At 47.3% G+C, this 25348-nt stretch carries 26 protein-coding genes; 15 read left to right on the top strand and 11 right to left on the bottom strand.

Annotated elements, in window-relative coordinates; genetic code table 11:
- Positions 1 to 79: 79 nt before the first annotated feature.
- The 3 genes from IY568_RS12540 to IY568_RS12530 form a co-directional block, all read right to left on the bottom strand.
- Positions 80 to 370 (bottom strand): YciI family protein, encoded by a 291-nt coding sequence (locus IY568_RS12540; protein WP_194867725.1) that lies wholly within the window; start codon positions 368 to 370, stop codon positions 80 to 82.
- 130 nt (positions 371 to 500) lie between these two features.
- Complete coding sequence (locus IY568_RS12535) at positions 501 to 866, bottom strand: hypothetical protein (RefSeq protein WP_125560318.1); 366 nt, start codon at positions 864 to 866, stop codon at positions 501 to 503.
- Positions 867 to 1025: 159 nt separating this feature from the next.
- Positions 1026 to 1595 (bottom strand): uracil-DNA glycosylase family protein, encoded by a 570-nt coding sequence (locus tag IY568_RS12530; protein ID WP_194867724.1) that lies wholly within the window; start codon positions 1593 to 1595, stop codon positions 1026 to 1028.
- A 231-nt stretch (positions 1596 to 1826) separates the two neighbouring features.
- Here IY568_RS12530 and IY568_RS12525 point away from each other — a divergent pair, with 231 nt between their 5' ends.
- From IY568_RS12525 to IY568_RS12510, 4 genes are all read left to right on the top strand, one after another.
- Positions 1827 to 2123: a hypothetical protein gene (locus IY568_RS12525; protein ID WP_194867723.1), complete on the top strand. Its 297-nt coding sequence runs from the start codon at positions 1827 to 1829 to the stop codon at positions 2121 to 2123.
- A 2-nt stretch (positions 2124 to 2125) separates the two neighbouring features.
- On the top strand, positions 2126 to 3688 hold the full coding sequence (locus IY568_RS12520) for a PepSY-associated TM helix domain-containing protein (RefSeq protein WP_194867722.1): 1563 nt from the start codon (positions 2126 to 2128) through the stop codon (positions 3686 to 3688).
- Positions 3685 to 4017 (top strand): DUF3325 domain-containing protein, encoded by a 333-nt coding sequence (locus IY568_RS12515; RefSeq protein ID WP_194867721.1) that lies wholly within the window; start codon positions 3685 to 3687, stop codon positions 4015 to 4017. Before IY568_RS12520 ends, IY568_RS12515 begins: the two co-directional genes overlap by 4 nt.
- 697 nt (positions 4018 to 4714) lie before the next feature.
- The gene (locus tag IY568_RS12510; RefSeq protein WP_194867720.1) at positions 4715 to 5422 is read left to right on the top strand and encodes an SDR family NAD(P)-dependent oxidoreductase; all 708 of its coding nucleotides are present in this window, start codon (positions 4715 to 4717) and stop codon (positions 5420 to 5422) included.
- A 4-nt stretch (positions 5423 to 5426) separates the two neighbouring features.
- On the opposite strand, the gene IY568_RS12505 is transcribed toward IY568_RS12510, so the two are convergent.
- Entirely contained in the window at positions 5427 to 5729 is a 303-nt protein-coding gene (locus tag IY568_RS12505; RefSeq protein WP_194867719.1) for a hypothetical protein, read from the bottom strand.
- A gap of 77 nt (positions 5730 to 5806) precedes the next feature.
- On the opposite strand from IY568_RS12505, the gene IY568_RS12500 reads away from it, so the two are divergent.
- Positions 5807 to 6898, top strand: a complete 1092-nt coding sequence (locus tag IY568_RS12500) for an efflux RND transporter periplasmic adaptor subunit (RefSeq protein WP_194867718.1) — start codon at positions 5807 to 5809, stop codon at positions 6896 to 6898.
- Positions 6895 to 10023 (top strand): efflux RND transporter permease subunit, encoded by a 3129-nt coding sequence (locus IY568_RS12495; RefSeq protein WP_194867717.1) that lies wholly within the window; start codon positions 6895 to 6897, stop codon positions 10021 to 10023. The genes IY568_RS12500 and IY568_RS12495 overlap by 4 nt, the downstream gene beginning before the upstream one ends.
- 38 nt (positions 10024 to 10061) lie before the next feature.
- Here the strand turns inward: IY568_RS12495 and IY568_RS12490 are convergent, their stop codons facing one another.
- The 5 genes from IY568_RS12490 to IY568_RS12470 all read right to left on the bottom strand — a co-directional run bounded on the left by IY568_RS12490 (position 10062) and on the right by IY568_RS12470 (position 13080).
- On the bottom strand, positions 10062 to 10868 hold the full coding sequence (locus IY568_RS12490; protein WP_194867716.1) for a PhzF family phenazine biosynthesis protein: 807 nt from the start codon (positions 10866 to 10868) through the stop codon (positions 10062 to 10064).
- A 107-nt stretch (positions 10869 to 10975) separates the two neighbouring features.
- A complete protein-coding gene (locus IY568_RS12485) occupies positions 10976 to 11365 on the bottom strand; it encodes a disulfide bond formation protein B (protein WP_138536966.1) in 390 nt (129 codons plus the stop codon).
- 169 nt (positions 11366 to 11534) lie between these two features.
- A complete protein-coding gene (locus tag IY568_RS12480) occupies positions 11535 to 12137 on the bottom strand; it encodes a hypothetical protein (RefSeq protein WP_194867715.1) in 603 nt (200 codons plus the stop codon).
- Positions 12138 to 12235: 98 nt separating this feature from the next.
- On the bottom strand, positions 12236 to 12658 hold the full coding sequence (locus IY568_RS12475) for a VOC family protein (protein WP_138536962.1): 423 nt from the start codon (positions 12656 to 12658) through the stop codon (positions 12236 to 12238).
- Between the two features lie 14 nt (positions 12659 to 12672).
- A complete protein-coding gene (locus IY568_RS12470) occupies positions 12673 to 13080 on the bottom strand; it encodes a GNAT family N-acetyltransferase (RefSeq protein WP_138536960.1) in 408 nt (135 codons plus the stop codon).
- Between the two features lie 262 nt (positions 13081 to 13342).
- Here IY568_RS12470 and IY568_RS12465 point away from each other — a divergent pair, with 262 nt between their 5' ends.
- The 3 genes from IY568_RS12465 to IY568_RS12455 all read left to right on the top strand — a co-directional run bounded on the left by IY568_RS12465 (position 13343) and on the right by IY568_RS12455 (position 16141).
- Complete coding sequence (locus IY568_RS12465; RefSeq protein ID WP_194867714.1) at positions 13343 to 14689, top strand: amidohydrolase family protein; 1347 nt, start codon at positions 13343 to 13345, stop codon at positions 14687 to 14689.
- Positions 14690 to 14742: 53 nt separating this feature from the next.
- The gene (locus IY568_RS12460; RefSeq protein ID WP_125560290.1) at positions 14743 to 15552 is read left to right on the top strand and encodes a hypothetical protein; all 810 of its coding nucleotides are present in this window, start codon (positions 14743 to 14745) and stop codon (positions 15550 to 15552) included.
- A 109-nt stretch (positions 15553 to 15661) separates the two neighbouring features.
- Complete coding sequence (locus tag IY568_RS12455) at positions 15662 to 16141, top strand: hypothetical protein (RefSeq protein WP_194867713.1); 480 nt, start codon at positions 15662 to 15664, stop codon at positions 16139 to 16141.
- Positions 16142 to 16162: 21 nt separating this feature from the next.
- Here IY568_RS12455 and IY568_RS12450 read toward each other — a convergent pair whose 3' ends face one another.
- Entirely contained in the window at positions 16163 to 17020 is an 858-nt protein-coding gene (locus IY568_RS12450) for a LysR family transcriptional regulator (RefSeq protein ID WP_194867712.1), read from the bottom strand.
- Positions 17021 to 17208: 188 nt separating this feature from the next.
- Between IY568_RS12450 and IY568_RS12445 the strand changes: the two genes are divergently transcribed.
- Both IY568_RS12445 and IY568_RS12440 read left to right on the top strand, forming a co-directional pair.
- Entirely contained in the window at positions 17209 to 19329 is a 2121-nt protein-coding gene (locus IY568_RS12445; RefSeq protein WP_194867711.1) for a TonB-dependent receptor, read from the top strand.
- Entirely contained in the window at positions 19319 to 19753 is a 435-nt protein-coding gene (locus IY568_RS12440) for a hypothetical protein (RefSeq protein WP_194867710.1), read from the top strand. The genes IY568_RS12445 and IY568_RS12440 overlap by 11 nt, the downstream gene beginning before the upstream one ends.
- 13 nt (positions 19754 to 19766) lie before the next feature.
- Here IY568_RS12440 and IY568_RS12435 read toward each other — a convergent pair whose 3' ends face one another.
- Positions 19767 to 20231 (bottom strand): hypothetical protein, encoded by a 465-nt coding sequence (locus tag IY568_RS12435; RefSeq protein WP_228553322.1) that lies wholly within the window; start codon positions 20229 to 20231, stop codon positions 19767 to 19769.
- A gap of 515 nt (positions 20232 to 20746) precedes the next feature.
- On the opposite strand from IY568_RS12435, the gene IY568_RS12430 reads away from it, so the two are divergent.
- From IY568_RS12430 to IY568_RS12415, 4 genes are all read left to right on the top strand, one after another.
- Positions 20747 to 22426: a M12 family metallopeptidase gene (locus tag IY568_RS12430; RefSeq protein ID WP_194867709.1), complete on the top strand. Its 1680-nt coding sequence runs from the start codon at positions 20747 to 20749 to the stop codon at positions 22424 to 22426.
- Between the two features lie 297 nt (positions 22427 to 22723).
- Positions 22724 to 23221 carry an SRPBCC family protein gene (locus IY568_RS12425; protein WP_138536946.1) on the top strand — a complete coding sequence of 166 codons (498 nt, stop codon included), beginning with the start codon at positions 22724 to 22726 and terminating at the stop codon, positions 23219 to 23221.
- A 32-nt stretch (positions 23222 to 23253) separates the two neighbouring features.
- On the top strand, positions 23254 to 24108 hold the full coding sequence (locus IY568_RS12420; RefSeq protein WP_194867708.1) for an AraC family transcriptional regulator: 855 nt from the start codon (positions 23254 to 23256) through the stop codon (positions 24106 to 24108).
- 127 nt (positions 24109 to 24235) lie between these two features.
- Complete coding sequence (locus IY568_RS12415) at positions 24236 to 25147, top strand: SDR family NAD(P)-dependent oxidoreductase (protein WP_194867707.1); 912 nt, start codon at positions 24236 to 24238, stop codon at positions 25145 to 25147.
- Positions 25148 to 25348 lie beyond the last annotated feature (201 nt).

The raw sequence follows: 25348 nt of genomic DNA, 5'->3' as shown, positions 1-25348 counted from the left end.
CTCTGCTATACCACCACAAATGTACGTCCTGATAGAACGTTCAGTCATAGGGTGTATTCAGCACTACATAAATGCTGATTCAAAGGGTTAGCACTTGTGATAAACCACTGGCAGTCTTGCTTACTTCAATTTCTGTGATCTCGTAATTCGCCAGTCCGGCGAGATAAAAAGGGTCGTTGTGTAGAATTGCTTCTAACTCGGTTTGGTTTTTTGCGGTAGCGAAAATCATTCCCCCTGCTCTGGGAACCTTTCTGCCAGACGCTAAAAAAACACCTTGCTGATAATATTGCTGCAAAAACTGAACGTGGGCAGGTAAATGCGCATCAACTTCTTCTAGTTCAACGGTGTACGTGATATTTACGACAAACACTCTCCACCGCTCCTTGCGCATTCATATTATCAATGCAGTTGTTTTAAAAACCACCACAAGTGTATAAGTCCTCAATCGTTTTGTAAACCAGCGCTGTATTAAGTAATCATTACATGCGTTAGTGTACACGTTACCGCACACGTTTGACTTTAGGCGCCATATTGACCAAAAAGCTGTCTTTATTGACCAAAAAGCCACATATACTGCTTATAACAATAAAGATGCCATACATAGATCCTATATATACCCAGTCATTATTCTCAGCTAATAACATCACACATGTGCCATCATTTACAAAGAAAACATTTAACACAGAAAGTACAAATACGCTGCGATAATAAAAGAGGTTTCCGGTATGACTTGCAAAAGAAGAGAGGATCAGTGCGAATAAACCGAGGTAGAATCCGATAACAGACAGAGCACCCGTTTGATAGCTTGGATATAACGCCAGCAGGGAAAGAACGATAGCTGACCAACCGGAAATTCGATATAACATGTTCAAATCCTTTGAATGTAATTTGTTAAAATTTGTAATTCTAACTCACCCCAAATTATGAGCGATACAGTACCAAATAGCAACCCATATGAGTTAATTCATTTTCCAATTATTTACATAATGCTGTCTCAGGGCATATAAACGCTGGGTTTCGACTGTTTAAAAACACAACAACACCTCCCGAACTCGGGTTCTTAATGCGGGTAACACCTCAGCTTCAAACCAGGGGCGTTTTCGGACCCATAATTGGTTACGTGGACTGGGATGCGGCAGTGCAATTTGCCCGGGCAAAGCTGTGCGCCATTCAGTCACAGCCTGAGACACACTAACAAACTCAGCGATATGATAGCTTTGTGCATATTGACCAATTAAAATAGTTAACTCAATGTTATTAAACACCTCAAGCAAAGGGGCCCGCCATGTCTGGGCACAGATTTTGGGGGGAGGTAAATCGCCTGATTTGCCCTTACCGGGATAACAAAACGCCATAGGTACAATCGCGAATATGGCCGGATCATAAAACTGAGCCTCAGTGACCCCTAACCATTCTCTGAGCCGTTTACCACTGGCATCGTTAAATGGTTTTCCCGTTCTTTGTACACTCAAACTAGGAGCCTGACCAGCGATCAGAATTTTCGCCGCAGGCAATCCCTGGATCACCGGCTTCGGTTCAAAAGGCAACTGTCCCCGACACAAAGTGCATTGCCGGACACGCTCAATAATATCCACGTTTAAATTCTCCTCACAACGCGATAACCCCTAATAAGTATATCAGCCTTAGCCCAATAAAAGGGTGCAGGCGCGTGCTCACTAATTACCCAGGGTTTAACTCAACAGGAATTTGATATTCCTTTTGGCATTAATATTTGTACATTTAACGCATTTGCTAATGATAATTACTGTTATTTATAGCGCGATTCAGTGATAATTCGCCTCCCTATTTTTGATCAAAGAACAAGTATGTCGCTATCGCCTTACTTTGCTTACTTTACAGCCTATCGCATAAATGTTGTTACCCGGTTTGCACTCGCTATTTTCGGGGGGTATGCATGCACCGCGCTTTCTATCAGCCTAATGAGTTTGTTGCTGCCTGTCTCCAAAGTTGATGCCGTGTTATTCAGCGTGTGCCTGAGTGTAGCCATTCACTGCCTTATTTTTATCGCTGTATTCGCAACAAAATCGCTTCGCTTCCTCTGTGGTGGTTTACTGCTGCTCGCAACAGTGCAATGGCTGCTGATCCTGATATTAAGAGGATAATAATGAAAGACAGTTTTTTTCGTTCTATGACCTGGCTCCATACCTGGGTCGGATTACTTTTTTGCTGGCTGTTGTGGCTGGTGTTTTTTGCGGGTACGCTAAGCTTTTTCCGTCAGGAAATTACCCTGTGGAGCAAACCTGAGCTACACCCCCACAGCATTGAAGTTCAGAGTTCACAACAAGCGCTACTGGACTACGGCTTTGAACGCCTGAACTCAGAAGCGCCTGACGCAGCACGATGGTGGATCAGCTTGCCGTCTGAGCGCAACTCGCTACTGCGCGTCTCGCACCTGCCCTATGCTGAGCCGGGCGAAAAAGCCAGTTGGGTCAGCCATAACCTGGCGGCCGATAGCAAAACTCCCGTGACTCCGAGGGAGTCAAAAGGCGGGAGCTTCTTTTATCGTCTACATTTTGACTTACATTATATGGACCGTACCACCGCGCGCTGGATAGTGTGTCTGGCCAGCCTGTTTATGTTGGTTGCTCTGGTCTCAGGCATTGTGATCCACAAACGTATTTTCAAGGATATGTTCCAATTCAGAGCGGGCAAGGGCAGTCGCAGTTGGCTCGATGGACATAACCTGAGCTCAGTGCTGGCTTTGCCATTTCATCTTATGATCACCTACACAGGACTGATCACACTTATTTTTACGCTTTTCCCGTATCCGGCGCAAACTGTGTATGACGATGGGGTTAAAGAGTTCAGAAAAGAATTTTACCCGGAACGACAGCGCCCTCAGCTAAGCAGCCTGACACTGACCGATCCGGCTTTCTCACAGTCGTTAGATCACTTTTTTACTAACTGGCCAGAGCAACCTATTTCTCGCATCATCATAGATCACCCTCAGGATGCAGCGGCAGTAATGAAAATTTACGGTGCTAACCGCAGTGAAATAAAAGACGAGCAAGCAGTCTGGTTATATTCAGGCAAAACGGGTGAACTCCTGAACACTGTGCACCTTGAAGACAGTACTGCGGCTCAATTATATGGTGGTATGATTGCCATGCATACCGGACGCCTGGCATCTCCCGGCTTGCGTTGGTTGTACTTTCTTTGTGGCCTGGCAGGCTGCGCTATGATTGCCAGTGGCTGTGTTATGTGGGCCAAACGGATCCGAGAGCGCCAAAAACCCACTCAGCCAGCCAGTTTTGGTCTCAAGTTAGTCGAGTCGCTCAACCTGGCAGCCATCATGGGCCTGCCACTGGCTACAGCCGCATTCTTCTACGCCAATCGGCTCCTGCCTGTCGGTAACAATGGACGTGCTGATCAGGAAGTGCTGGCATTTTTCCTGATCTGGGCTGCTGCAACGCTGTTTGCCGCTAAGTGGCGAAATACTCAAGGCTGGCATACTCTGGCACTTGCCAATACCTTTGCCTGGCTCATGCTGCCCTTATGCAATGCACTTACAACACACGGCAATTTAATCAGTTACATAAGCAATGGTCAGTGGTCATTGGCTATGTTCGATATACTGGCTCTGTTAGCCGCGGGCGCATTTTTCTGGCAGAGTAAAAAGCTTCAATCAGCTCAGCCACTGCGCGCCCGCAAGGAGCGTGCCGCATGATGTATCTGATAGCGACCTTGTTATGTCTCTCAAGCTTCACGGCCTTTGCGCTGGCTAAGACACCGCACTACAAAGCGGTGTTTGGGGCAAGACCCGACCAGATCCAGAGTAAAAGATATCTACTTTCAGCCTGGATCATGTTTTTACTAACTCTGGTTATCGATATCAGCCAGGCCGTTGGATACGGCAGCCTGATGTTCTGCGGCCAGATGGCCCTCGCCGTTTTACTGATGGCGGTCATGCTGTCCTTCCGACCAGGCTGGGTAAGATCACTATTTTACCTACTCCCTGCAGCCACACTCATTATGGCTGTGCTTGCCACGTTATAAAAACCAGGGGCTGAACCTGGTTCAGCCCCTACTCATGCTATAAATCAAACAGATAGATACAACAACTCAGTCAATTTCCCAGTCCGTTAGAGCAAAAAATTACCAACTTGCTCAAAAATCCCTCCTGCGCTGCTCTTATCCACTTTGATACACCCGGATCTTAGTAAAAAACCCGCTCTGAGTGACGTTGTGCATGTCGAGCGTTAGTAAAATGATGATCTCTGACTCAAAATAAGGCTTCTTAGTTGGTAAAAATACGATCCAGGAACAAAAGCAGTTAGTAAATTACTGATCTCAGTGCTGATCGCTTTACCAGGTAGTTAGTAAAAATATGATCTATAGTCACCAAAAACCCGATTTATTCGCCATCTGCCCACCTAAAAATAGTCACTACAGGAAACAATACCGACCCGTTGACCAAAAACCTGCCAAAATGCCTTTAGAGTTAGTAAATTCGTGATCTGAACCGGATTAGGTTAGTAATACTTTGATCTGGATGACGATAATGTTAGTTAATACGTGATCCAGCAGAATGCATCAGTTAGTAAAATAACGATCTGTCGACTCATTGGGTTTACCGATGCCTGTCATACTGGCTGAGTTGGTAAAAACCCGATCTCACTGTACAGATCCAATCCACGGGAGTGTCCGTTTAATAAAGACAACAAATTAAAATAGTCAGCGCAGGGGAAAGCACATGATCATATTGATTGTAGGCGGTTCAGGCGGTATCGGACAGGCACTGGTTACACGCTATGCTAGTGAGCAACCAGAAGCCCAGATTTACGCAACCTACCGAACCACCAAACCCACTACAGCACCGCAAAACGTCCAATGGCTCCACCTCGATGCGAGCCAGGAAGAAAGCGTCAGGGCTTTGGCTGCGCAACTGCCAAAGGTTGATATACTCATTAATGCCATCGGACTGCTGCACACTCCCGATAAGCTCCCAGAGAAGTCTATTCAGGAATTTGATCCTGACTTTTTTAACGACAACCTCAAAGCCAATACGCTCCCAACACTGTTATTGGCCAAGCACTTTGCAAAAGCACTGAAAGCAAAACACCCGACTTACTTCGTTGCTCTGTCAGCCCGGATCGGTAGCATTTCAGATAATCAGCTGGGTGGATGGATCAGTTACCGCAGTGCCAAAGCGGCGCTGAACATGGCGCTCAAAACCATCAGTATTGAATGGCGTTATAAACTACCTAACTGCTGTGTCCTGGCTTTTCATCCAGGTACAACCGACACCGCCTTATCCATGCCTTTTCAGAAAAATGTGCCACCCGGCAAGCTTTTTTCTGCCGATTTTGTAGCACAGAGCCTGACTGATCTGATACAGAGCAAACAGGCATCAGACACCGGGGGATTTTATAGCTATGATGGATCTGCAATTACCTGGTAATAGATCACTCAGGTCTAAACGGGCCGTGCATCTGCACGTGTCCGTTAAGCCCGTTATGCACAGCGATATAACGAACAGAGGGCCCAATCTTATACAAAAAATAATGCATGCCGTCAGTCGCCAATGCATTACCTACAACACACACTTGTTCATGCTTAACTTTATACATTCTGTTTGTTTTTGTTTCTTCAAATGTAGGGCTACTGACCTGCTCATGGACAAACCGTTTATCAGCATCGGAGCAGTCTGCCATACCTGCCAAACCCGCAAAGGAGGCCAGTAAGCCCATAAATAGCAAAAATCTCATGTTTAATCGCAAATCACATGCTTGTTGGTTAAAAGACCCATAGAATTAAATGAAAACTATTATCATTAGAGGCTTATATGCATATTTCCGCACGCGTTATCGCAAGCGTTATACTGCTCACCACCGTGTTGTTATACAGCCACACGGGCGCAGCGCAAACCACACAAGTTGAGGTTTACACACCCAGTGCAACAAAGCAACCTAGGGTGATGACCCTCAGCGGCTCTGTAGAAGCCAGACACCATGCACAACTGGCCAGCCAGGAATCTGGGTTGGTGCAAACTTTGCTCGTTGACGTGGGTGACAATGTCACTCAGGGCGAGCCACTGTTAAAACTGGATGCCACACTGGCCGAACTGAACCTGGCGCAGGCCAGAGCAGGAGCACAAGCGGCAAAAATTTCGGTTCAGGAAGCACAGCGACTACTCGATGAAGTGGAAGCCCTTTCTAAAAAACAAAGTGTTGCACAAACGCTGATTGGTGAGCGTACCGCTGCTCTGGCCAATGCCAAAGCGGAAAAAATAAAACAGCAAGCCCTGGTGGCTCTGGCCCAGGAAAGACTCAATCGTCACACCCTGCATGCCCCCTTTACAGGTGTCATTGGACAACGCTCCGTGGACATGGGAGAGTGGGTCACACCGGGCAATCAACTCTTTACTCTGGTCGCAGAATCGGACTTACGTATAGTAGTTAATGTGCCACAGGAGTACTTCCCACTGTTGCGCTCAACACCTAATCTTCCGGTTATGGTCACGCCCGATATCAACGCAGCTAAACCCATCAAGGCACAGATCAGCCGCATCGTTGCTGTTACAAATCCGTCCAGCAGAACCTTTACAGCACATATAGATTTGACCGATACCATGGCTGTCCATGCTCAATTTACCCCGGGTATGTCCGCCCAGGCGGATCTGTTGCTGAACGCACAAGACGGTGCGGTTTGGATCCCTAAAAAGGCGGTAAAGCAGCATCCGGATGGCGGCAGCAGCGTGTTTATTGCCGATAACAATACGGCGAAACGTAAAATGGTTACCATCACAGCAACACGGCCAGACTATGTTGCCGTGACTGGCCTGACAGGCAGTGAGTCAGTGATCACCACAGGCATTGAGCTGTTAAAAGAAGGAACACAACTTCAGATAAGCGCCAGGGCAGGTAACCTACAATGATAGAATCAGCGGTAAAACGCGGCACTTTGGTGGCCGTGGTGGTGCTGATCACCACCATTTTGGGCCTGGTTTCAGCGCTCAACATCCCCGTGCAGATGATCCCGGACCTGGAAGTCAGAACGATTACCGTACAAACGGGCTGGCCTGGTGCAACACCACAAGATGTGGAAAAAGAGATCCTGATAGAGCAGGAGCGTTATCTGCGCAGTTTACCAAACCTGCAACGTATGATCTCGTTTGCCGAAATGGGCGAGGCAACCATAGAGCTGGAATTCCCTTTTGGTGTTGAGGTCAATGACGCCCTTATTCGGGTAAACAATGCGCTCAGCCAGGTGCCCGCCTATCCGGAAAACGTCGATCAACCAAGACTATTTTCCAGCTCCTTTTCCAGCAATGCCTTTATGTTTTTCCTGCTCAAACCACAGCCAGGGAACCCACTACAGCTAGACATGGATCTACTGCGGGACTACGCAGAAGACTATATCCGGCCTCGTATGGAAAGTGTCACAGGCGTCTCCGAGGTTCGCATTGGTGGCGGTGCACAACGACAGATACAAATTAAGGTTGACGCTGCACGCCTGGCTCAGCGTGGTATAAGCCTGAGCGATGTCAGAACCGTGATCCGCGACCGTAACCGGGATACTTCAGGCGGTGACATAGAAAGTGGCGAAAGCCGTTATCTGCTGCGCGTCATTGGCCGCTTTGAGCAGCTCAGTGAACTGGAAAACCTCATCATAAAACGCGACGGCAACGCCAATGTATTGCTTAAAGATGTTGCCAATGTAACGCTCGATCACTTCGAAACCCGCGGTGTGTCTTATTCCAATGGCGAGCGTACTTTGCGCCTGTCGGTGCGTCGTGAGAGTGGCTCAAATGTACTCGACATCAAAGAACAAATGCTCCCGGTCGTTGCAGAGATTAACCAACAATTACTGGCACAAAATGGCCTCGAACTAACCTTGCTTAGTGACGATGTGCGCTATGTGAAAAGCTCGCTTGAAAACGTTTGGAGCAACCTGGCGCTGGGTGCATTACTGGCTACTTTGGTCATGTACTTCTTCTTGCGATCAGGACGGGCAACCCTGGTTGGTGTTATGGGGATCCCATTATGTACCATCGCTGCATTTTTTGCCCTGATGAGCTTTGGCCGTACCATCAATGTGATCTCTCTGGCCGGTGTTGCCTTTGCCATCGGGATGACAGTAGACAACACCATCGTGGTGTTAGAATCTATCGTTCAGGCCAAACGCGAGGGGATCAGCCGACGCTTAGCCGCGATTAATGGCGTAAAAGAAGTCTGGCCTGCGGTATTGGCATCAACTGCCACCACAGTGCTGGTATTCGCGCCTATTTTATTTGTGCAGCAAGAAGCCGGACAACTCTACTCAGACATTGCGATTGCCATTTCAGGTGCCATCATTGCCTCTATGCTTGTCGCCATTTTTGTGGTGCCCGTCGCACTAGCAAATTTTGGCAAAAAGCAGGACCTGGAAGAAAAGCGTCAGGTTGAACTGGGCAGCTACTGGCTCAAGCTGTCGCAACTGTTTACCCGCACCACCACCCAGGCACGCATTGCCAGTGCCGCTTTCATTATCGTGATCATGGGCCTGGCGACCACGCTGATGCCGGCAGCAGAATATCTGCCAGAAGGGGAGGAGCCCAAAGCCTTTTCTATGATGATTGCGCCGCCCAACTATAACCTGACTGAGATGGAAAAAATTGGTACTGAACTGCGCGCCTATTTTGATGATTATGTGCAGGCAGATAGCAGTGATTTTCTGGCTGGTAATACAGAAATGCCACCGCTTGAATACTACGCCATGTCAGTATCGGTTGGACGGATCTGGTTCTTAAGTGCACCGGTAGAGCCGGAACACATTAATCAGATGATGAGTGCCATCACAGACAAGTTCAGAAGCTACGAGGGCATGCGCGCTTTCTCGGCCCGAGGATCTATCATTTCCAGCAATGACGGTGGTACACGAGCCGTGGCAGTGGATATTGCCGGTGCAAATATCACAGATCTATACAGCGCCGCAGAAGCGGTATATGCAGAAGCAGACAAGCTGTTCGATAAGCCACAAATTAACTCAGACCCAAGATCGCTGACGCTCGACCAGCCACTGATAGAGATCCAGCCCCGCTGGGCACGTCTGGCAGAACTGGAGCTCGATAACCGCGACTTTGGTTATGCGGTGGCCGCGATGAGTGATGGTGCGTATGTTGATGAGTTCATCCTCAACGATGATAAGGTCGACATGTTCCTGTTCAGTGGCGCGGGCAATCGCCAGACCATAGAGCAACTGTCGACAACCCCGATCATCACACCTAACGGACAAGTACTGCCGCTTAACGCGCTGGCTGATCTGGTAGAAAGTAAAAACAGTAATTCGGTGCGCCGCGTTGATGGCAACCGAACCGTCACTGTTTACATCATTCCACCGAGAGACGTCGCGCTGGAAACCGCTGAGCAGATTGTACGTCAACAACTGTTGCCTAACCTCTGGCAGCAGGGCAAGATTGCTCAGGGTATTAAGGTTAATATCAGTGGCGCAGCGGACCAGCTGGAAGCAACCAAGTCATCACTCTCTGGTAACTTTGTCATTGCGCTGGTGCTGAGCTACCTGCTGCTCGTGGCTATTTTCACACATTGGCGCTATCCGCTGTTTATTCTGGCCACTGTGCCTCTGGGTATGGCCGGGGGATTGTTAGGGTTAGTGACAGTCAATGGCATTAACAGCACCTTGTCAGCAATGGGGCTAAGTGCCTTCCACCAGCCATTTGACATGATCACTATGTTGGGCTTTTTGATCTTGCTGGGCACTGTGGTGAACAACCCAATCCTGATTGTTGATCAGACTCGACGCTACGTCTTGGAGCAGGGGCTGAAGGTCAAAGAAGCGGTTCAGCAGGCTGTTGCAAAACGTCTGAGGCCGATACTGATGTCAACCACCACCACCATCTTTGGTCTTGCGCCTCTGGTGCTTATACCGGGTGAGGGTACCGAGCTGTATCGTGGCGTAGGGATTATCGTACTCAGTGGTATTTTAGTTTCAACGCTGCTCAGCCTGACCTTTTTGCCGGCACTCCTGGTGGCGGTGATTAAGGATGAAAAGCCAGCCTAAAAACACCTTAGCCCGAAGTGCCATACTTCGGGCTTTGTTTAATCAGCAACGAAAATAGTCCCCTGCAAATACAATACCCCAAACCCGGATACCAAAACCCGCTCGCCTGCTACCTGACAATGTAATACTCCACCACGCTGCGAAGCCTGATAAGCCACCAATTCATCGCGACCCAATAACTCTGCCCAGTAAGGGGCCAGCCCTGCATGAATGGAACCAGTTACGGGATCTTCATCGCCGCCATTGGCAGGCCAAAAGTAGCGAGAAATGAAGTCATAGTTGTCAGACCGTGCTGTTGCAACCACGTCCAGCGGAGCCAAATGTTTGAGCAACTCACTATGGTATGTCAATTGCTCTACCGAGGCGGCTTGATCGAACACAGCAAAGTAGGCCTGGCGATTTTTGAGCACCTCTACAGGCTGCTCAGACAAGCCTTCCAATAACACAGCGGGAGCTTGTGCAACAGGTTCAGGCTGCTGGTTCGGAAAGCTCATTTCTATTCGCTGATCCGGCAACTGATTAACGGTTAAAGGGCCCACCTCGCGAGTAAGAAAGGTGATCTCGCCCTGGGCAGCTAAATGATTAAAAATCACAAACGAAGCAGCGAGTGTCGCATGACCACAAAAGGCGATTTCTGTCAGCGGAGAGAACCAGCGGATCTCAAATTGATGACCTGATGCGGTATCAACAGCGCGAATAAAAGCGGTTTCAGAGAGGTTGTTTTCAGCTGCAATCTGCTGCATTGTGATGTCTTCCGGCCATAGATTAACAGGGACTACGGCGGCCGAATTACCTTTGAATTGAGCCTGGGTAAAGGCATCTACTATGTATATGTCATACTTCATCATGCTTCCTTAACAAGGAGCATACTGACACTCCGACGGCCGTGCCAGCACGCTCAATCAAATCACTTCATTGTGACCCATAGTAAACACAATGAAGCGGGAAACAATCACTTTTCTTGTCGGGTTATCAACCAAGCCAGGCCGATGATAGCCGTCATTGCGAGACCCGACAGCAAGAAGGGATCAATGATAAGGGTATCATTGAATTCAAACTTACCAGCCGAGATTTTTTTCCAACCCATAAAATGCTGATTTGCCGCAACAACTGCACCAAAGAAACCAAATACCAGTGCAGCATATTTACCCAGCCAGTGACGCGCAGCACCGGTGAACAAAATGAGTCCTAGCAGACCAATTACGGTGCGTTGCACACGGCAGTAAGGGCAGACATAAACCACACCCATTAGCTCAACCGTCCAGGCAAGGATGGACACACCAATCGCAAACAGACCCAGCCACTTGGCATGGCGAGTATAGGTTTCTAATTCAAATAACATACATTTACCTTTCTTAATCAACGAGCTATCCGGATTACAGTCAACAGCTCATACAGCACAATCGAGATATAATATCACATATTCGCTAAAGGTATAAATAAGATGATTAAGGAATAAGGGAGATAACATGCAACAGATAAGCGGCCCGAACAGCCACTTCAGGGCTGGCTTATTGCTGACGCTCTCTTCGCGTAAGCAAGGCAATCATCAATACCAACGCAAGCACATCTATCTGAACCGCATTTAAAGAAAACGCGCCAGCGTTACCAGTCAAGCGAACGGTAGAAGAAAATAAAATACCAAAAGACAGTTCAAAGTCTTTTAACCAGGTGAAGCCGATTTGAATTCCGCCAAGCCCCGTATACTTGTAATTAAGTACGCCAAAAGAAAAACTAACAACCTGTAACCCCTGATTCAGTATTGATAACCAATACCACTTTGCCTGCTCTTTAATCGCCGTATAACCCGCAGCAGCACTGAGCAGGATAAAAGGCACGCTAATAAAAGATAACCATGACGTAAGCGGCCCAAATATCAGCCCGACCGTCATCACAAATGCAGCCAGAAGCTGTATATACCCAATGACTTTCACACGCCTTTCAGCATTTTTGGGCCCATTTTCCACTCGCTGTTGTGCGTGCAATTCGGCTTCTTCCTGACGAGCATCTATTTCAGCGAGCAGGGCTGAATAGTGCTCTGAATCAGGCGTGATTTGTTGCAGCGCTTCATGAAGTTCAGCTTGAGTATACTGAGAGTAATCAACTTTTATCATTGTTATGTAACCCAAAAAATACGACATTGGATGGTTTCGCGAGTGTACGCTATTTACCCATGCTCAGCAGCAAATATTACTCGCCAGTCCCGCTACAACTAGCGGCATCTGGTCGACATAGGGTGACCATCAACATATTGGATCAGATCCCATAAATTACCATAGAGATCTTCAAACACAGCGACAGTGCCATAGTCCTGCGTAGCGGGCTCACGCACAAAATGTATTCCCTTGGCTTTCATCCGTTCATAATCCCGCCAAAAGTCATCGGTACTTAAAAACAAAAACACTCGACCGCCAGCCTGATCACCGATAAAGGGGTTTTGTCGGGGTTTAGAAGCTTTTGCCAACAATAAAGCCACCCCATGAGAATTCGGGGGAGCCACTACGACCCAGCGTTTATCCTGCTCGGCCTGATAGGTATCTTCTATCAACTCAAACCCAAGTTTACCCACATAAAAGTCGAGCGCTTCGTCGTAGTCGTTAACCACCAGCGCAACGTGCGCAATGTTCTGTTTCATAGTGACCCTTAAGCTTATTTGCGGGGCTGAAACTTCTTGGTCATACCCTGGCTCTTTGGTGCAACCAGTCTGTACCCCAGTTTCTCGTAAAATATCGGCTCATCAGCAATCATGGACACATAAGATCCGGGCAATGCCACAGACGACAAATACGCATCAATCGATTCCATCACACGGCGACCCAGCCCTTGCCCCTGATAAGCTGGGTCGACTGCCACATCGACCACCTCAAAATTACAGGCACCGTCACCGACCACCCGGCCCATCGCAATCAACTTTTCGCCCTCGCGGATCGAAACCCCATAAAGTGTATTAGGTAAGCCAATTTCAGCCGCTTCCAGCGACTTTGGCGAGAGCCCAGCCTTAACACGCATATCGCAATATTCCTGGGCAGAAGGTACTTGTTGTATTAATTCTAGCATCGTTTTCGTCTCCTATTCAGATACATAGCAAACCATAAAATACTGTATATAAAAACAGTTAAACGGAAATAAATGTTATACAGTAACAAAATCAATCTCGGTCATATTGAACGTGCGCCGGCACCTTTTTAGATTGCGTCAACCCCCTTTACATTAGGTAATTCAAAATATTTAACGTTGCACACTATCTGTTACATCGGCACACTATGGTGTTGGATATAACACTAATAAAAAAACAATTTTCTGCTCAAGGACCCTGATAATGAAAACAATAATTCCAAAACTCACAGGCTTACTCGGTGGCGCCATCAGCATGTGTTTAAGTGCACAATTTAGCTACGCAGCTGAAACACAGGTCATGTCATCCGATGCATTACTACTTACTCAGGTTCAGATTGTCGATGTCGAACAACAAGAGATCCGCCGCAGTGCTTTGCTGATTGAACAAGGTAAAATAGCCGCTGAATACCCAGCGCCTCCGGTCAACTTTAAAGGGCGGACACTCAACCTGAATAACCGCTGGCTTATCCCGGGGCTGATCGACATGCATGTTCATGCGTTTGGCAATCGGGCTCCTTATGCCAAATCAGATTTTGCCGGAACTGAAAAAATCTCCCAGCGCGTGCTGTATGCGGGTGTCACCGGATTTGTCGACTTATTTGGCGATGAGCAAGGCCTGATAGACGCACGCACAAAGCAAAGAGCAGGCACCTATTTTGGTGCCGATATCTACAGCAGTTTATCTTGTCTGACCGCACCAAAAGGCCATTGCACAGAATACGGCCTGGAAACACGCACTATGTCAACCCCGGAAGAGGCTGTCGCTCAGGTGCAAAGTCTGGCGAAAGCCAAGCCCGACGTGATTAAAGTGGTTTACCAACCCAGTGACGATCAGCCCTCGATTGATAAAGCCACTTTTGCTGCCATCGTCCAGCAAAGCAACAAACTCGGGATCAAAACCATCGTCCACCTTAAAACCTGGCAGGAAGTCATCGATGCCATCGACGTAGGAGCCTCAGCGTTCACTCACATGCCCGGCACACCGATCCCGGCAGGACTGGCAGATAAAATTGCAGCGGCGAAAATGGTGGTGATCCCGACCATGACAGTTCATACCGATCTAACAGACTTTCTGTTCGACAAGACAGTGATCGCCTCTGAGCTGCTTCAGGCTATGACCACCCCAGCCATCATTGCAGGTTACCAGAGCGAAGAAACAATGAAGAAGTGGGGAGACAGAGAAGCAAAGTGGCGTAACCAGGATACACAAAGAATTGCCAACCTGGCCGAGTTAGTTAAAGCTGGCGTCACTATTTTAAACGGAACAGACGCTGGTAATTATGGCACCATCCAGGGTTATTCAGTGCACAGAGAAATGCTAAAGCTGAGCGAAGCAGGCATGTCTAACTGGCAGACGCTGGCAGCGACAACCACACAGGCAGGTACCTTTTTGGGAATAGACAACAGTCTAAAACCAGGGGCTCAGGCAAGCTTTGTGATACTGGATGCCTCACCGATTGAAAGTATTCAGAACACCCAAAAAATACATGCGGTGATCCATCAGGGCAAAGTCGTAGACCGAGTTCAGGCACTTAAAAACGGATTTTAATCCCAGGTGCCGCTTCAATGATGCGGCGCCTTTCATCAACAGGTAATCTTTTAATGCGTCGTACACATATTGGCCTGCTTGCAGGCCTTTGCCTTGCTATTTGTACTGTGGTGTTTTACCCAAAAGTACACAATAGCGCCGAAAATATCAAAGTTTCAGAGCCCATTGTCGAACAGGATCAACACCCGGACCGAGCAAATAAAACCATCAACACGACAAGTCAGCCACCCGAACAGAAACAAGTGCAGGCCGTGTCACCTGAAGCACTGTTTATGGAGGCCGTACAAGTACGCCAATGTCGCAACGTACCGCGCACAGACAAAGCGTTCAATCAATGGCTCGATGAGGCATTATCACGCGATGAAGTACACGAGATAGTCGAAACCATGAAAGCTCGATATCAGCGCTGTCTGGGCGACACCAACCGTGATGAAAACTATGTAGAGAAACTGATGCAAGCAGCCCAAATGGGCTCTGATGAAGCGGCCGATACACTTTGGCGACTTGCCCCGACAGAAGTGCATCAGGCACTGAAATTCAGCACACTTACCAGAGATGAACAGGTTGCCCGCATGAAAGCATTCACCGCGCAAAAGTATCAAGTGACTGAGCAAGTCGCATTGCTAGGTGGAGAAAAAGCGATCCTACAGCTGATCCGTGGCTATCAATATCTGGACCCTGATACAGGCGGACAAGACTATATTCAGGCGCTGGCCTACAGCCATTACTTTTTGCAAACCCGCCAGGACAGTGAGGTGTATAGTCGCGTTGAGTGGACAAGGCAATATCTGGAGCAGCGCATGACACTCGATGAAATTACTCGGGCACAACAATTGGCCAATGAGTTACAGCATCACGAATGAGATCATTGAACCATTAGGTTTGTCTATCACACACATTGATGACTTCTATTTTATTAATTTAGCTGGCTTTTTTAAAGTTGGGAAAACTAACAAAACAGGAGTTCACACAATGAAGCAGACAATCAAATACACCTTGCGCACGCTGACATTAACCGCCTTGACCTTAGTATCTAATGCACAAGCAGATGCGGGCGACTGGATAAAACGCAGTGGTGATTTTGCAACTCTACAAAAAGACACCAAGACAGCCGAACTATTTGTTGTTTACCCACAACTACATGATCGCAACTGCGGGATTGGTATCGCACTAAACAGTCGTAACAGCTACACCAGCAATTATCAGGTTTTGGCCGATAATCTAATAGTAGACAATTACTTTCCTGACAGTAATGGCTCCACAGAACTTGCTTTGGGCACGCAAACACGCGCCGGGATGACTTACACATTTGATCTGACAACATACTATTACGGCACCGTTGTCACAATACGTACGAAAGGAGGCGAGACCTTTGGTGAACTGTTTGAAAAACTCTCAAATAACCCAGACGTACACGCCATCGTGAGCGCCATTGATTGTGACCAACTATAAAAAGAACAAGCACAGCATAGATCAGCTATCTAACAGCCGTTTTATTTCACGATGTAACTGCACACTAACAACATGGTTTTGCTTATCTGCTCGATAGATAAAACACAGTTCATCCTGAACAGGCTTGATCTCTGGATTATACGTTGCCAGAAGCGCAGGTGCGCGTCTGGCAACTCGCTCAGGTAAGATACCCAAACCCAGCCCGTTGGCCACTAAAGTAGAGATCACCTCAAGGTTATTAGATGCAATTATTTGGTGGGAAAAGTCAGCAGTAGACAACAACAATTGCTGTGTTTGCTTCAGATTAGGATCGCAATACAAAGGTAACGTTCCCTGCTCAGTGCACTCAACAGATTCAGCGCGCCAAATAGTGACATTATCAAACAACAAGCTTTGGATCACCAGCTCTGGGTGTCTGACAGGGTTAATCACCAGTGCAAAGTCAATCTCATTACTGATCACTTGCTCTGTGACTTTTCTCGACAAGTCATGAACCAGATTGAATACCATATAGGGGAACTTAGTTTTCAAAGGTCCCAGTATATGGGGCAAAGTATATAATGCGACCGAAGGGTGGCACCCCAATGTGAATGTGCCTGCCATTTCACTGTTTGCCTGATAGACATTCGATTTCAATTTTGCCCAATCCGCCATAAAGCGCAGCCCCTGTGCTTGTAGCACTTCACCCGCTTTGGTCAGAACCACACCATTTTTATGCCGAACCAGCAAATCGGTGCCAAAATTCTGCTCAAGGCGTTTCATCGCCGCACTCACGCTGGGCTGGGTGATCCCCAGGCGCTCAGACGCACGAGACAAGTTTCTCGTACTGGCAACTTCAATAAAATAGCGTATATCCTCAAAATTCGGCGTATGGGGCATAGCTCATAGTCAACAAGTCATCATCCAAAAATAAAAGTTAACACATTTTTTACCAATGTACCCAACTTGGTTTACTCCGTCTGACAAAGATCGACAACAAAGACACCACCGTATACTGACCGCATAATTTGTACATTTTTGCATGGCAGGATTATTATCCAGCTCCTTCAACGAATAAAGAGGTGTTCATGAAACCCGGTTTGACTGTTTCTGCATTAACGTTAGCCTTGCTACAGGTCTATTCAGCACAGGTTGCTGCTGACACAGCAGGTGCCGACCAGATTGAAAAAATCACGGTCACATCCACCCGTACAGCCAGAGCAAATACCGATCTGGCGCTGAGTGTGGGTCAGGTATCCGAACAAACCATTGCTGACGACAATGCACAACATATCTCAGAGTCATTGCAAACCATACCGGGCGTTTTGATAAATCAGTTATCTGGCGGACAAGGACACAACGCAGCCGTGCGTATGCCGATAAACTTTGACGGCTATACCTTATATTTGCAGGATAATATCCCGCTGCAATCTGCTGCTTTTTATACCCATAACGCACTCTGGTGGACCACCAGCAACATTGGTCTGTCACGCCTCGAAGTACTACGAGGTGCAGGTACCAGTTTACATGGCGCAGGAGCCGTTGCTGCAACCGTCAACGTTTTATCTAAGCCTGTGACAGCCAACAAAAATTCACTCGGTCTCACACTGGGTGAGCATGGCTATTCACGCATTAACGGCAGCACCACCTGGCTGGACGACAATCAAGGTGGATTGCGCGTATCGGCGGCCTATCTGGATAATGATGGCTGGCGAGACCATAACGCTGTTGAAAAAGCCGAGCTGGACGTGCGCCATGAATATCAGCTGGACGACAAACAAAGCCTGACCACCTCACTGATTGCCTCATCACTTGATCAGCAGATCCTGACCACACTGAGCATTGAACAATTTGAACTGGATCCATCTCAGTCTGGTCTGCCTGACGAGGTGATCGCTCTGGATCCGCGCAGAACCACAGATTATGTGCGCCTCAGCACTGAATATCTGTATGAGGACAAAAACCTGAGCGTGTCCCTTATCCCTTACGCGCGTCACCGCACATTGGAACACCTTGCCACCTGGCAACCCAATATGCCGGTAGAAGAAACGGAAGTTACCACATTCGGCTTGCTGGCTCTGGCCAGCTGGTCTCACCAAAACAGTGCTCAGACAACCCTGGGCGTTGATTTGGAGCATACTTCCGGAGATACCTATTCATTCCAGCCCACCACCCGGATCACCACCGGACGCGGCGCAGCAACTTACCCTCAAGGGCATGTATTCTATGATGACACCACCACCTTCAAAAGCGTGTCACCTTACATCCAGCATCTGGGCTATATTACTGATGCACTGAGCTATACTCTGGGCGCGCGTTTTGACCACAGTGAATATGAGTTTGACAATGCACTGCCCAAGTACAAAGACGATGGCTTTGGCAATCGCTCCATTGCCTCACGTAAAGATACCTTTAGCCACCTCAGCCCTAAGCTGAGCCTGAACTATTTGCTTAACGAGCAGTCCAGTGTCTATGCCCGGTTCGCCAATGCAATGCGATTGCCTACCGCACCTGAAATGTACCACCTCAAAAGTCGCCAAAGCAGTGCGCAACTAGGGAGTCTGAAAGAAGAAACGTCCGATACCTATGAGCTGGGGTACAAAGCTAATCTGAATGCACTGTCGATTGAACTGGCGTATTACCTGATGGATGTAGACGATGCCATTGTCACGGCATTCAGTGATCTGGGCGCCTCATACCGGGTCAACGCTTCCAGTGTCAGACATCAGGGCTTTGAGCTTGGGCTGAACTACCAGTTTAACCGCGCATTTTCTGCTGCGCTGGCCTACAGCCAGTCCGACCATGAGTTCCGTCACTACATTCGCGATGAGGGACGAGTTCACCGTGAGACAGGCGAATCGATGGAGCAAGATTTGTCGGGCAACAGCCTGCACATGGCACCGGAATATGTTGCCAATTTCAGGCTCAACTACACCAGCCAGACCATCAAAGGACTCAGGCTCACCGCTGAAGCCAAGAGTATCGGCGACTATTACCTGAGCGTAGAAAACACCGATACTTACTCGGGCTATACCGTGTTTAACCTCAAAGCCAACTACCGGCTCAACAAACGCGTGAAACTCCACGCCCGAATTGCCAACCTTACCGACAAAACCTATGCGCTGCAAAACGAGGAGCGCTTTGGCAGAACCCGTATCCAACCCGGCATGCCACGTACGGCGTATGTCGGGATCAGCTATGATTTCTAGCCACAGATACACGGCCCCCGCCTGCACCCTGATGTTACTCACATCAGGGCCGCTCGCGGCAGAGCACGTTCAGTTTGAGACAGGTTCATACAGAAACAAATCTGTATTGTATTACGATCATCAAATGTTGAGCCTGAGTAAAGTCGACTCAGGCACAACCACCTCTGTGTGTGAACAACGCATTTCCGCGGAAACACTCAGCCACACATTGACCTTTTTCAAAACCCTGGATATTCAGAGCTGGCAGCCCCGTTACTTTAGCGAGGGGCTCATGGATGGCAGTACCTTCACCCTTGATATTCAGATCGCCAACATCAGTGTCCAAAGTGCGGGTCATAGTCACCTTGCACCAGCCGGGTATGACAAAATCACCCGGTATTTTAATCAAGTGCTCATCGTCAATAGTTGCCCGGCAATCCAGTAAACCCGAAGCCTTGCTACCACAGCTCCCTGATCAGGCTGATTTTGCCTTCTTTAAAACCAAATACGGCCAGCCTAGGCTCTTGCTGTTGCCAGCTGCCATCAGCTTGGTTAAAACCATAAGCATACTCTACAGCAATGTGGTTTTTACCCGGGATCGTGCGTAGTACCCTGATCTCACGGTTGGTGTCACTATCGTACCGGCCACTTTCATAGTTACGTAAGAATGCGCGTCGCCAGCTTGCTTTATCAAAATTAGCCAAATATTCCACGTGCTCGTATTTAACCTCGTCGTGCATCAGACCAATCAGGGCATCAATATTCGCAACCGTAGAACCTTTATACGAAACAGTATCCAGCGCATCAAAATACTGGTTCACTTTGCTCAACTGACACTGTGAGCCACATTGGATATCTGCGAATACTGATGAAGAAAATGAGAATAAACTTCCCCACATCAACACGTTTATTATATTTTTCATTTTATTTTCCTGTCATTAAAGTCATTAAATGAGTTCATTATTTCCCTTAAACCGAGCTCAGCGGGAAAAAGACTACCCACACCATAACAGCTGAACTATACCTTTGACGACAAATACTTTAGCGCTCAATGCTAGACAACCTCAGGAAGCGCCACCCATCAAGAAAAACCCTATCCCGTAGTCAATATTTCATATTACCCAAGTAAGGTAATAGCGCTCAAAAACAGTATAAAAAAGGAGCATCGTTAATAAAAAACTAAGCAAAACTTGTTCGTTGATAGTTACTTAACAATTTAAAAAAACAAGGAGAATAAAGTATTAAAACAGACTTAAAAAAGGAATGAAAAGGGAAATTGACTTGAAATGCAGCCATTAATTCAGTCTATAAAGTTGCGTTATCCCGTTGTATTTCCAACCAAACACTTAGCTTTCATTAACAAACAAGGTTCACTACAAAAATGATTACAAATAAAAAACTTTTTTTACTCGGTGCCATATTCATACCCACACTCTCAATGGCCTCTACAGCCCCTCTCAACAACAGTCAGCCTGAAAATACCGGTACACCAGAGTACCTAATAGATGGCGATATGGTATTGGACAGTGTAAGTGAATTTCACACGTTTTCTGCCAATCGCGCGGCTAATACGTCCGGTTTAGACAGCGCTGTAGGCTGGCCAAACGGCATCGTCCCATTCCAGCTAGTTGGTATCGCCAGCGGCAGTCAGAATGAAAAAAACATTCTTGAGGCAATGGAGGAGATAGAACGCGCTTCTCGGGTGAATTTCGTCCATAAAACGTCAAGTCATTCTAACTATCTCACTATTTATGGTCATGCCCTTGATGATGAGAGGGAAAAAAACAAAATCTGCTCTGCGAATATAGGTTATGCAAATGGCGGTCGCCGTCAGGCATGGATCCCCAGCTACTGTAGTGTAGGCACAGCCATTCACGAGTTATTGCATATTCTGGGTTATCGCCATGAGCACCAGCGTACCGACCGCGACTATCACACACGAGATGGTCAACGCTACTCCCTTACAGTGAATGACCGCTATGTACCTTGTACTTTGCAAAGTGCATTCAGAACATCATCCCTGATATCACGCTCGCGGCCATATGATTTTCAATCCATCATGCATTACAGTAATAGCGACAGAACAGGGTGCACCTCAGGTGCCACAGGCAAGGCCTTCAGCTATCAAAACCTCGACACTGGGGCAGCAATAAACACTCTGGGCAATTTTCGCATGTCAAATGGTGATCTGCAGTCGTTACGTGATGGATATGGTCGTAATCGGTCGCAAACGCCTGTATTTCTGGGGTCTAGCCACAAAGATGAAACAAGCTTACGTATTTCAGTGGTCTGGTATCAAGTCCACGATTACCCTGACTACTTCAGAGTAAATGAAACATCTGAAGAGTTCATTGATATCAACCGAAACGGTAGATTAGATGTGGGCACGCCTATGACGTACCGTATTAGCGCTTCGAACTATTGGAGAGATGCGTTTGAAATTTACTTTGGAGACTCTCTTCCCGAGAAAAAAAATGGATACCGCTACCGTTTCACGGTGGAGGCATGCTGGGATGGCGGTGCATGTTCAAGCGAATCTGCTGCTCAAACAATCTCCGTACTGCAACGTGCTCGTGAACCAGAACCATACATTGAGGGTAATGTTTCGACAGACAAAGAGTTCTATGTTCGTTGGAACAGCCAGCCACAAGTGCAATACTTCAAAGCTTACCGCAATGGTTCATACTTAGGACAGATCACTGGCAATTCACTCAAACAATCTCTGCCTTCCGGCACCTACAAATATGAAATTCAAGCGTGTAATGCTCGAGGATGCAGTGACAAAGCAACGCTAACACATAAGCATTCAGTAAAGATCGAAGGCGTGCCAACTTCGGCCCCACGCATTGATGACCTTATTGATTCTGATTGGGACAATATTGCTGAGTTTGGGTTTTACAAGGTTGCTCGCGCAACTGAGTATCGCTTCCGTATAGCAGGGCAAGGTTTAGTATACACTGGAAGTATCCAAACCCCTTATCAAGATACAGACGGTGGCTATAAGTCTATTTACAGGAAAGCACCTGATGGCAGATATCAAGTATCCATTACCGCATGTAATATCAATGGATGTGGTCCTACCGCTACAGAAACAGTGAGCGTCTGGAGTGACTTTTAAGTTTTAAAATAGCGTGATTGAGAGCGCTAAATTTAATCTCAGTGGCGCTTAGTGCCATGTACATCCAGTGATGAATAGCCTGGGAGGCACTTTGAATAGCGGCTTCCCAGGCTATTTTCCAACTATAGAAGGCAGCTAAAGCAACTCATTTCACTATGTATAAAGCGACATACGGCTACAAAGCAACTAAATGAGAGGTGACGCTCACTCTGCTTTTATCAAACGTAGCAAGAAATATCAAAAACTCACACATGTAACCTTTTACACTAGCTTCACTATCAATTCCTGGAGCTAATCATGAAGATCACCAAATCAATCATCATTAATAAATCGGCAGAACAAGTTTGGGATTTAGTCGCCCATCAATTTGATAAAGCACATCTATGGATGGGACCTATACCCTACTCTGAAGCACTCGGTAAAGGCAGCAGCCGCCTAGGCGCCCCAATGGAAGGGCGAGTTTGCAATTTAAGTGACAATCCAAATGGTGCGAAAGTCAAAGAGGTCATTACCGAATTCAGTGAAACGGACAAGAGCATCGCTTTTAATGTGCTGCCAGTTAACAACCCTGCCATTGTGCCTATTCGGCAGAACCACGTTATGATGTCAGTGCAGCCGGTTGGTAAAAACCAAAGCAAGGTGATCTGGACAGCCTCGCCACAGCTTAAATGGTTTGCCTACCTGTTTTACCCACTGCTTCGGCTGGTGTTTCCCATCGCCTTTGGCAAACTATTAGCAGGGTTAAAACGGTACGCGGAAGATAACCTTGTTCAACCGGCACCGGTCAGCGTGTGACTATACCCATCAAGATAAAAGAGGACTGTGGGATGGATCGTTTTTTTAAAAGTATCGACTACATTGAAGCGCATTTGCATGAAAAAATCAGCGTGCATGAAATCGCAGCGGCATCCCACTATTCAACATATCACTACAGTAGGATTTTCAAAGCTTTGGTAGGCGACACCCCAAAAGAGTACCTTCGCAAACGCAGATTGACCCTAGCTGCAAAGCGACTGTTAACAGACGATGTGAGCATATTAACCCTGGCCCTGGACTGTCAGTTTGATTCTCAAGAAGCATTCACTCGGGCATTTAAGGCACTATTCGATATGACACCAGCACAATATCGCAAAATAAACGAACCATTTCGCTTGTTATACAAAAAGCCATTTAGTCCTGACGATCTGGCATTTTTGCAAAACAACATCAGTATGGAACCCGAGATCATTGAACAACCTGCGATGAAAATCGTGGGGATTGCCAATGTATACGAAGATGGAGATCTCAGCTTGCCCAAGCTTTGGTCAGGCTTTCGCCCCTATCGTGACAAAATCCCCAATCGGGTAGGCGATCACTTTTTTGGTATCTATGAAAACTATCAGGAAGACGGAGACGTCACTCGATTTGTTTATATTTGCTCAGCCCAGGTTGAAAATTTTGATGACGTGCCGGATGGTCTGATCACACGAGAACTGGCTGCACAAACCTATGCCAGATTTACACATACAGGGCCCATCGCAAACCTGGAAGAAACCCTGAGGTATATTTGGGGGAGCTGGCTGCCAAAGAGCCGTTATGAGTACGCTGACAAGCCCGATTTCGAGTTATTGCCGGGCGGCTTTAATGACGCGGACCCCGACAATAAAGTGTACCTAAATATCCCGGTAACACTAAAAGCCTGAACTATCAGGCTTTTTTTATAACCCGGCAATACATATTCAATACCGCAAGAAATATCAAAAGCAACAACGCGCTTTTCGCTAATCTGGTCTCATAAACTCAACACCCGAATTTAGAAAGAGGCACATTATGATCACTCGCGTATTAATCACTGGCGCAAATGCAGGTTTAGGTAAAGAGGCAGCAAAGCAGATTGCAGCGTATCCGGACATTAAAAAGATCTACCTGGGATGTCGCAACCGTGACAAAGCAGAAGCAGCTAAAATGGCACTGGAACAACAAACAGGCAAGCGTATTTTTGAGATTGTCCAGCTCAATGTCAGCAATTTAAGCTCGGTGCGATCCGCCGTACAACAGCTACCAGAGAGTATTGATGCACTGATCATGAATGCCGGAGGCACGGGCGGTAAACAATTTAACAAACTGAATGAACAGGGCGTCACCGAGATATTTGCAGTTAATCTGCTGGGGCACAGCGTACTGACAGAAGAGCTTATTAAGGCGCAGAAACTTACTCAGGTTGCCCTCTATGCAGGCTCAGAAGCCGCCCGGGGCGTGAAGGAAATGGGCATGAAGCGTCCGGAGCTAAACACCTCGTCGGTCGAGGAGTTTGCTTCTGTCTGTGACGGGTCGTTCTTTGGCTCCACCACAGATGCGACCATACCTTACGGGCCAATCAAATATATGGGGGCATTATGGATGTCGGCAATGGCCAGACGCCATCCACAGCTGAAATTCATCACCATGAGCCCAGGTGCGACTACAGGCACTGATGGCTTTAACTCTCTCTCCTTTGTAAAGCAATATGTTATGAAGAGCATGATGCAAGTTATGCTATGGCTCGGCAAAGTCCATAAAGTTGAAGAGGGCGCGAAACGCTATCTGATGGGGTTGTTTGATGAAGAATTAAAAAGTGGCACATTTTACGCCAGTCAGAAAGGGTTAACGGGCCCTATCGGGGATCAAGCGGAGCTATTTGAAGACCTGAACAATCAGCAGTATCAGGACAATGCCTACCAGGCAATTCAACGCTTTGTATAGCGCCAGATACACTGAACAGCGCTCTGGGCGAAAGAGCTTCACCCAGAGCAAAGACCTCAACAAGACGAGTGTGATGTCACCGATCATGCAAAACTGATCCACTAACGATCATCGAAAACTGATCCACTTGGTATTATCCGTACATTTGTGCGGGAACTTTATGTTAACCAAGGAGACATTTGTGGATATTCATGTTCGCTT

Origin of the sequence: Pseudoalteromonas sp. PPB1 (genome assembly GCF_015356275.1) — a bacterium.
GTDB classification, from domain to species: Bacteria; Pseudomonadota; Gammaproteobacteria; order Enterobacterales; family Alteromonadaceae; genus Pseudoalteromonas; species Pseudoalteromonas rubra_D.
The sequence above is the reverse complement of the archived record's forward strand: the minus strand, read 5'-3'. Positions and strand labels throughout refer to the sequence as shown.